8 protein-coding genes are annotated in these 7,680 nt (G+C 71.2%); 5 read left to right on the forward strand and 3 right to left on the reverse strand.

From position 1 onward, the window contains the following. Both GTW67_RS05465 and GTW67_RS05470 read right to left on the reverse strand, forming a co-directional pair. Positions 1–1,378 (reverse strand): PAS domain-containing protein (locus tag GTW67_RS05465; RefSeq protein WP_161163657.1); only part of this gene is annotated, 1,378 nt, incomplete at its 3' end. A 72-nt stretch (positions 1,379–1,450) separates the two neighbouring features. After that, positions 1,451–2,110, reverse strand: coding sequence for a TetR/AcrR family transcriptional regulator (locus GTW67_RS05470; protein ID WP_161163658.1), 660 nt, complete (start codon positions 2,108–2,110; stop codon positions 1,451–1,453). Between the two features lie 106 nt (positions 2,111–2,216). On the opposite strand from GTW67_RS05470, the gene GTW67_RS05475 reads away from it, so the two are divergent. The 5 genes from GTW67_RS05475 (at position 2,217) to GTW67_RS05495 (ending at position 6,862) form a co-directional block, all read left to right on the forward strand. After that, entirely contained in the window at positions 2,217–3,125 is a 909-nt protein-coding gene (locus tag GTW67_RS05475) for a VOC family protein (protein ID WP_346010566.1), read from the forward strand. A 46-nt stretch (positions 3,126–3,171) separates the two neighbouring features. Continuing rightward, a complete protein-coding gene (locus tag GTW67_RS05480) occupies positions 3,172–3,714 on the forward strand; it encodes a flavin reductase (RefSeq protein ID WP_161163659.1) in 543 nt (180 codons plus the stop codon). Further along, a complete protein-coding gene (locus tag GTW67_RS05485; protein WP_161163660.1) occupies positions 3,711–4,568 on the forward strand; it encodes an alpha/beta fold hydrolase in 858 nt (285 codons plus the stop codon). Before GTW67_RS05480 ends, GTW67_RS05485 begins: the two co-directional genes overlap by 4 nt. Positions 4,569–4,605: 37 nt before the next feature. Next, on the forward strand, positions 4,606–5,787 hold the full coding sequence (locus GTW67_RS05490) for an acyl-CoA dehydrogenase family protein (protein ID WP_161163661.1): 1,182 nt from the start codon (positions 4,606–4,608) through the stop codon (positions 5,785–5,787). A 247-nt stretch (positions 5,788–6,034) separates the two neighbouring features. Next, positions 6,035–6,862 carry an alpha/beta fold hydrolase gene (locus GTW67_RS05495; RefSeq protein ID WP_161163664.1) on the forward strand — a complete coding sequence of 276 codons (828 nt, stop codon included), beginning with the start codon at positions 6,035–6,037 and terminating at the stop codon, positions 6,860–6,862. A gap of 92 nt (positions 6,863–6,954) precedes the next feature. Here the strand turns inward: GTW67_RS05495 and GTW67_RS05500 are convergent, their stop codons facing one another. Beyond that, complete coding sequence (locus tag GTW67_RS05500; protein ID WP_161163662.1) at positions 6,955–7,446, reverse strand: hypothetical protein; 492 nt, start codon at positions 7,444–7,446, stop codon at positions 6,955–6,957. Positions 7,447–7,680 lie beyond the last annotated feature (234 nt).

Consider the following 7,680-nt stretch of genomic DNA (forward strand, 5'->3'; position numbering starts at 1 on the left):
TAGTGTCGGTGGTGGCCGCGGGGAGCAGGCGCTGCTGGAGGGCGACGGCCGCCCGGTGCTCGCGCGTGTAGCGGCGGGCGTTGTCCACGCCGAGTGCGGCCCGGGACGCTATCTCCGTCAGCAGGCCGGCATCTTCCTGGCCGAAGGGGACGGGCCGACGTGTGCGCCAGACGACCACGGTGCCGAGGACGAGGCCACGGGCGAACAGCGGAGCCGCGATCGCGGAGTGGCCGTGCTCGGGGACGAACAGATGAGCCAGCTCCGAGTGCCCCTCGGCTGCGGCGATCACGCTGTCCAGGTCGGGCAGAAGGACGGTCTCACCCTGCCCGATTCTCCGCAGCAGCGGGTGGTTCGGCAGCGTGGGCGGAACCGCGCCCGCGGCCGGCAGACCGGCCGGCCAGCCCTCCCCCGGCGGGGCCACGCCGATCCTGCGCAGATTCCACCGCCCCGGGCCGGACATCCTCGGGGGCTCGTCCCCCTCCAGCACGGCCTCGGACAGGGCCACCCAGGCCACGTCACCGAGGGCCGGCACGAGGACGTCCGCCAGCTCCTGCGCGGTGCGTGCCACGTCCAGCGTGGCAGCGATGCCCGCTCCGGCCTTGGTCAGCAGTTCCAGGCGCCGCTCGGCCCGGTACCCGTCCGTGATGTCGACGTACGTCTGGCACATGCCGAGGAGACGGTCGGTCGGGTCGGTCAGCCGGAACGTGGACAGCGACCACATCCGGTCGCGGTCCGGACCGGTCGGGGGGCTCCCACGCACCGGAAGGCCGAGGACTGACTCACCGGTTTCCCGCACCTGCCGCAGAACCCGGTCGACCGTTCCGGAGTCGACGTGGCAGGTGTCCGCGCCGACGTGCCGGCCGATGAGCTGGTTCCCAGGGTGGGTGAGGACTCGCTCGGCAGCTTCGTTCAGCAACCGGTACCGCAACTCGTCGTCCATGATGGCGATGGGGGCGGGATACTGCTCGAACAGGGCCCGCATCAGCGCCCGGTCGACGTCCTCCCGCTCGATCCGCCGAGCGTCCCCCGCGCAGACCGACCATCCCGCTCGGCCCTCCCGGTCCATGAACGGGCGCACGCGCAGCGCGGCCCTCACCTCGTGCCCGTCGCGGTGGCGCAGGGCGAGAACGCCGTCCCAGCTCTGGCCGGCCTCAGGCCGGTCGCGCCCTGCCAGCGCCGCTTCTCGGTCCCCACGTGTGGTCAGCAGCTCCACCGCCGGTGTGCCGCAGATGTCCTTCGCCGGGTGTCCGAGGAGGGCTTCCGCCTCCGCACTCCACAGCTGGACGGTGCCCACCCGGTCCACCCAGGCAGTGGCGGGACAGGGCTCCGGCGGCGGGCCTCCCGCGCCGGCTCCCTCGGCGTCCGCGGGTCCGCTCATCGGCATCCGTCCGTTCCTGACCTCGCCCCTGGCCATCATAGGAAGAGCGGGCACGCGGTACATCTTGGGGCGTCACGGCGCCGTAGGCACTCCGGCGGCCTCCCGTGTCTCGCGGACGGCGCGCGTGACCTGGTGGTTCAGCGCGTCCGCCAGCATGTCCGACAGCCCCTGGAAGTCCCAGTCGTCGCCGGCCGCCGCGGCGATGAAGACTCCGTCGGAGGCGGCCAGCGCGAACTGGGCGAGGCGACGGGCCAGGCCCTCGTCGCGGGCGGTCACCTCGCCGGGGAGGACGTTCGTCCACCAGCGGGCCAGCACGTCCAGCATGCGGCGTCGGATCTCCAGGAAACGCTGTCGCGCCGCCGAGTCGGCCATGCGCCGCTCCAGCGACAGCAGCAGCCCCAGCCGCCAGAACCCGTGACTGAAGTCGTCGGCGGTCAGACGGTCGCGCATGAAGTCGATGAGCCGCCGGTGCGAGGAGGGGCCCGCGTCACTGGCCCAGCCGGTCTGCCGGGCCCATTCCTCGAAGCTCTGCTCGATGAGCGCCGCGAAGAGGCTGTCCTTGTTGTCGAAGTGCCAGTAGACGGAGCCCGACGGCAGCCCGGACCGCTTGCTGACCAGGGCGATCGTGGTGCCTTCGTAGCCGCGCTCCGCCGCCAGTTCGAGGGTCGCTTCCAGGATGCGACGCCGGGATTCTTCGCTCTGCCGGTGCTGCACGCCGGCCTTCTTTGCCATGACCCCTTGCTACCACACGCCTGCGGAGCTACCGTTTCGAGCACTTCCTAGAACGTGCAATCTAGATTAATCGTTCGTCATCAAGCTCCCCGATCGGCAGGTCACCGTGATCCAGTCCCTCGCCTACCTGGGCATCACCACCCCCTCCCACGAGCAGTGGGCCACCTTCGGACCCGACATCCTCGGCCTGGAACTCGCCCCTCGGCGCGAGGACGGCACCGTCCTGCTGCGCATGGACGACGCCGCCTGGCGTCTCGCCCTGCACCCCGGCGAGAAGGACGATGTCGCCTACATCGGATGGAACGTTCCCGACGAGCACACGGCCCGGACGATGGCGAAGCGGCTGGCCGATCACGGCGTGGAGGTCACGGACGGCACACCGGAGCTGGCCGGCGAGCGTGCGGTGGAGAACCTGCTGTGGTTCACCGACCCGTTCGGTCTGCGGCACGAGCTGTCCTGGGGCCGCGACCACCGTCCCGCCACCTTCCGGCCCGGGCGGCCGCTCAGCGGCTTCAAGACCGGGGAGCAGGGCATGGGGCACATCGTGCTGCTCGTGCCGGACCTGGCCCGGGCCGACGCCTTCTTCAGCGGTGTCCTCGGCTTCAAGCTGTCCGACCGGATCGTCATCGACGGCAAGCTCCAGATCCGCTTCTACCACGTCAACGGGCGCCACCACACGCTCGCCATCGGCGAAGTCCCCGGGGTGACCGGCTTGCAGCACCTGATGCTGGAGGTCGACTCCATCGACGACGTCGGCAACGCCCTCGACCTGTGCGAGCGCGACGACGTACCGCTCGCCCTGACCCTGGGCCGCCACGTGAACGACCTGATGACCTCCTTCTACCTCCACACGCCGGCCGCCTTCCAGATCGAGTACGGCTGGGGCGGCATCGCGGTGGACGACCTCACCTGGGAGTCGCGGACCTTCGACCGGTTCAGCATCTGGGGCCACCACCAGCCCGAGGCGTCCAAGGCCCTGCCGCCCGCCCTCATCACCCGGATCGAGCAGGCCTGAGCCCGGCGCCGCACGCGACACAGGCACCATCCAGAAAGGACCCGCGGTGACACTCGTCGATCACCACGACCCGGCCACCTTCCGCAGCGTGCTCGGGCACTACCCCACCGGGGTCGCGGTCGTCACGGCCATGACGGCAGACGGTCCGGTCGGCATGGCCGTCGGCACCTTCACGTCCATCTCGCTCAGTCCGCCGCTGGTGGGCTTCTTCCCCGACCGCAACTCCTCGACGTGGGCGAGCATCCGCACCGCGGGCGCCTTCTGCGCCAACATCCTCGGCGAGGACCACCAGGACGTCTGCCGGGTCTTCGCCACCCGCGGCGTCGACCGCTTCGGTGCCGTCGACTGGGTGCCCGGACCGGCCGGCTCGCCCGTACTGACCGACGCGATCGCCTGGGCCGACTGCGAACTCGTCGACGACCACCCGGTCGGCGACCACCAGCTCGCCGTCGGGCGCGTCACCGCGCTCTCCCTGCACGACGGCGAGCACGCCCAGCGCCCCCTCGTCTTCCACCGCGGCCGCTACGGAACCACCACCACCGCGGCGGCCGCCCTCGCCCCCGTACCCCTGGAAGGAGCCTGGCTGTGACAGCCACCGCCGCTCTCACCGAAGAGAGCACCAGCCGGACCGTCACCACCGAGGACTGGACCCTGCACTACAACGAAGCAGGCGAGGGCCATCCCGTCGTCTTCCTGCACGGCAGCGGGCCCGGTGCCACCGGCTGGAGCAACTTCTCCCCCAACATCCCCGCTCTCGCCGAGCGGTACCGGGTGATCGCCGTCGACATGCCCGGCTGGGGCAGGTCCGACACCGTCACCGGCGGGGAACGCGACCACGCCGCCGCGGCGGTGCAGCTCCTGGACGCCCTCGGCATCGAGAAGGCCGCCTTCGTCGGCAACTCCATGGGCGGCATGACCGCACTGCGCCTGGCCGCCCTCCACCCCGACCGCGTCTCCCACGTCGTCACCATGGGCGCTCCGGCCGGCAGGGGCGGCCCCGGCCTGTTCGGCCCCGGCGACGGTCCCACCGAGGGACTCAAGATTCTCATCCGTGGTTATGCCGACCCTTCCGAGGCCACCATGGCCGAGCTGGTCGACGTCATGACCTTCCGCGCCGGCCCGGACCGCGAGGCACTCGCCCGTGCCCGGTCCACTGCCGCCCGGTCACGGCCCGACCACCTGAAGAACTTCCTGGAGCACCTTCAGCGCACCAGGCAGGTCGGCAGCTCGGCCACTGACGCGGAGATCGCCCGGATCACCGCGCCCAGCCTGATCCTCCACGGCCGCGACGACCGGGTGGTGCACTTCGAGAACTCCCTGCGTCTGGTCTCCACGATCCGCGACTCCCGCCTGGTGCTCCTCAACCGCTGCGGTCACTGGGCCCAACTGGAGCACGCCGCCGAGTTCAACCGGCTGGTCGCCGAGTTCGTCGCCCACCACTGATCACCACCGACAACCCCAGGAACGAGGACTTCACTCCATGCACGAGGTGAACGAACGCGTCGAGAAGCTCGCCGCGCGGTTCGAGCAGCAGGCCGTCCAGGACGACGAAGCCGGCCGGCTGACGGACGAGACCGCCGCGCTGATGCGCTCCGCCGGTGTCGTACGGCTGTTGCAGCCGCGCGAGTTCGGCGGCTACGAGGCGACACCCGGTGAGTTCTACCGGACCGTGATGGCACTGGCCGCCCGTAATCCGGCCGCCGGCTGGGTGGGCGGCGTGGTCGGCATCCACCCCTGGGAGCTGGCCTTCTCCGACCCGAGGCTCCAGCAGGAGCTCTGGGGGGAGAACGGCGAGAAGGCGGACACCTGGATCTCCTCGCCGTACGCGCCCAACGGCCGTGCCCGGAAGGTGGACGGCGGCTTCCTCTTCTCCGGCCGCTGGCCCTTCGGCTCCGGCAGCGACCACTGCGACTGGGCCGTCCTGGGCGGCATCGTCACCGACGACGCCGGCAACATCACCCCGCCCCCGGACATGCGGCACTTCGTCCTGCCCCGCGCGGACTACGAGATCCTTCAGGACAGCTGGAAGGTCGTCGGCCTCGCCGGCACCGGCAGCAAGGACATCGTCGTCGAGGACGCCTTCGTCCCGGACCACCGCACCCTGGATGCGCACGAGGTCAGCGAGGGCATCCTCGCCGAGCGCCACCGGCCCGGGAACCCGCTGTACGCGATGCCGTTCGGCGTCATGTTCTCCAGCGCGATCAGCGCCGCCACCCTGGGCATCGCCGAGGGCGCACTCGCCGCCTTCCTGGCCTACACACGCCAGCGCATCACCATCGTCGGCAGCCGCGCCGCCGAGGACCCGCACCAGCTCTCCAGCCTGGGCGAAGCCGCCGCCGACCTGGACGCCAGCCGCACCCACCTGCTGGCCACCATGGACCGGATGTACGAGGACGTCCTCGCGGGCCGGACCATCAGCATCGAGGCCCGGGCCGAGGCCCGACGCAACCAGGTCCGCGCCTCCCGCCGCGCCACCGACGCCGTCGACGAACTCTTCCGCCGCGCCGGCGGCGGATCCCTCCGCCTCGACCAGCCCCTCCAGCGCCACTGGCGCGACGTCCACGCCGCGATGAACCACCTGTGCAACGTCGCCGACAGCATCTACGAAGGCTGGTCCCGCGACCAGTTCGGACTGCCGGCCGGCATACGCGTCCTGGTCTGACCCTCCCATCCCCGGTGTCCGACGGTGGTGCCAGGCCCACCCCCGCCGGGGTGCTGGGCCGCTGGTGGGCGCAGAGGGCCGCTCATAGCGTCGGAGCATGACGGACACCACGAACGAACAACGAACGGGTACCACCAGGCGGACCGCGCTGCGTGGTCTGGGGCTCGCGGTGGGGGCTACGGCCCTGACCGGCGCACTCGGAGCCTCGCGAGCGGCGGCGGAGCCACGTCGCGGGGCCACCACGTACGTGCTGGTGCACGGTACTCACAGCGCCGGCGCGTTCTGGATGCCGATCGCGCGCGAGCTGTCTCTGCGCGGTCACCGCGTCGTCATGGTGGACCAGCCGCGGCACGGCACGCAGGCCTTCGTCCCGGAGTCGTACCAGCGGCAGGATCTCGAAGCGATGGCGGTCGAGCCGTCCCCGCTGAAGGGTCTCGGACTGGACGACTACGAGGCCCAGGTCACGGGCATCGTGCGGCGGGTGGCGCGCAACGGGCCGGTGGTGCTGGTCGGGCACAGCCTCGGCGGCGTATCGGTCAGCCGTGTCGGCAACGCCGTCCCACACCTGCTTCACCACATCTGCTACATGGCGGCCTTCTGCCCCAGCCGTGCCCTGCCCACAGCGGATGCCTGCACGGCGGCGCCCGAGAACGCCGACGCCGTCAGCCCGGTCGAACTGACGGTGGGCGTCCCCGACCAGCTGGGGGTGCTGCGGCTGAACTTCCGGACAGGTGACCGCCGTGAACTGGCTCTGCTGAAGGAGATGATCTGCGCGGACTACCCCGACGCCGACTTCCGCCGCATCCTGGCCGGCATGCAGACCGACGAGCCCATCGCCGCGTACGCGGGCCGAGCGGTCGGGCGGGCAGACAGGTGGGGACGCATCCCCCGCACCTACCTGCGCTTCGGTGAAGACCGGACGATCGCCACCGCGCTCCAGGACAGGATGGTCGCGGAGGCCGACGCACTCACACCCGGCAACCGCTTCCACGTACACGACTTTCCCGAGGCGTCGCACGTAGGTCCTCTGGACCCCGCCTCCGTCGCAGAAGTCCTGGACACACTCGCGGCGTAGGCGCAGCACGGGCGCCCCGATTGCAGGCAGGCAATCGGGGCGACCTGGTCGCCCGTCCTGCCTGGATCTGCGGGTGCTTGTGTCGACGCCACTTACGCAAGACCCCGTGGAGCCGCGGGACCCGCTGGGGGCTGGGGCCGGCAGCGTTCCTGTGCCACCGAGATGAACGCCTGCTTCGCGTGCTGGAGCTCGTCCGGTCTCACGTGGCGTCGCAGACTGTCGACAAGGTGCTGTGCCGCTGCGGCGGCGTCCGGCGGGCCTTCCAGGAGTACTCCGCTCAAGGCTCGCTGAAGCGCAGCGTCGTCGTCGGGCTGGCTCCGGCCGTTCCGCTCGGTGAGGAGCTTCGCCTCCGCGGCTCCGAGGAACTCCGCGTAGATCTGGCGGCGCAGGGTGAACTCGCGATGGCCGGCGTCGGCGCGAAGCGTCATGCGCACCGAGTCGAGCAGCGCATCCGCCTGACGATCCCCCGCGTGACGTGCGGCAGCGGCTTGTCGGATGCCCGCGCTGCGGGTGTACCAGCCGGTCACCACACTGCCGGCGACCGCCGAACCCGCGGCGATCAGGGCGATTCCCCATTCACTCATACCGCCATCTTCGCGAGCGGGTACGCCGTGCCGCGCCCCTTTGCCAGATGTGCGGTGTGGATCACTCTCCCTCACTCTCCGCGGTCTTCGAGGAGCGCGCGATAGGATCGGATCATGTCGCCCGACGACGAGAGGAAACCCACCCCGACCTGCGGAAACGGCAACGCCCGACCGCCGGCCCCCAGTAGACTGGACACTACGGGCGACGGGCGACGGGCGACGGGCGACGGGCGA

It is taken from the genome of Streptomyces sp. SID5910, assembly GCF_009862125.1.
Classification (GTDB): Bacteria; Actinomycetota; Actinomycetes; order Streptomycetales; family Streptomycetaceae; genus Streptomyces.

Coding starts and splice junctions, on each gene's coding strand:
- GTW67_RS05490 (WP_161163661.1), top strand. CDS start 4,606: ATGCACGAGGTGAACGAACGCGTCGAGAAGCTCGCCGCGCGGTTCGAG.
- GTW67_RS05470 (WP_161163658.1), bottom strand. CDS start 2,110: ATGGCAAAGAAGGCCGGCGTGCAGCACCGGCAGAGCGAAGAATCCCGG.
- GTW67_RS05500 (WP_161163662.1), bottom strand. CDS start 7,446: ATGAGTGAATGGGGAATCGCCCTGATCGCCGCGGGTTCGGCGGTCGCC.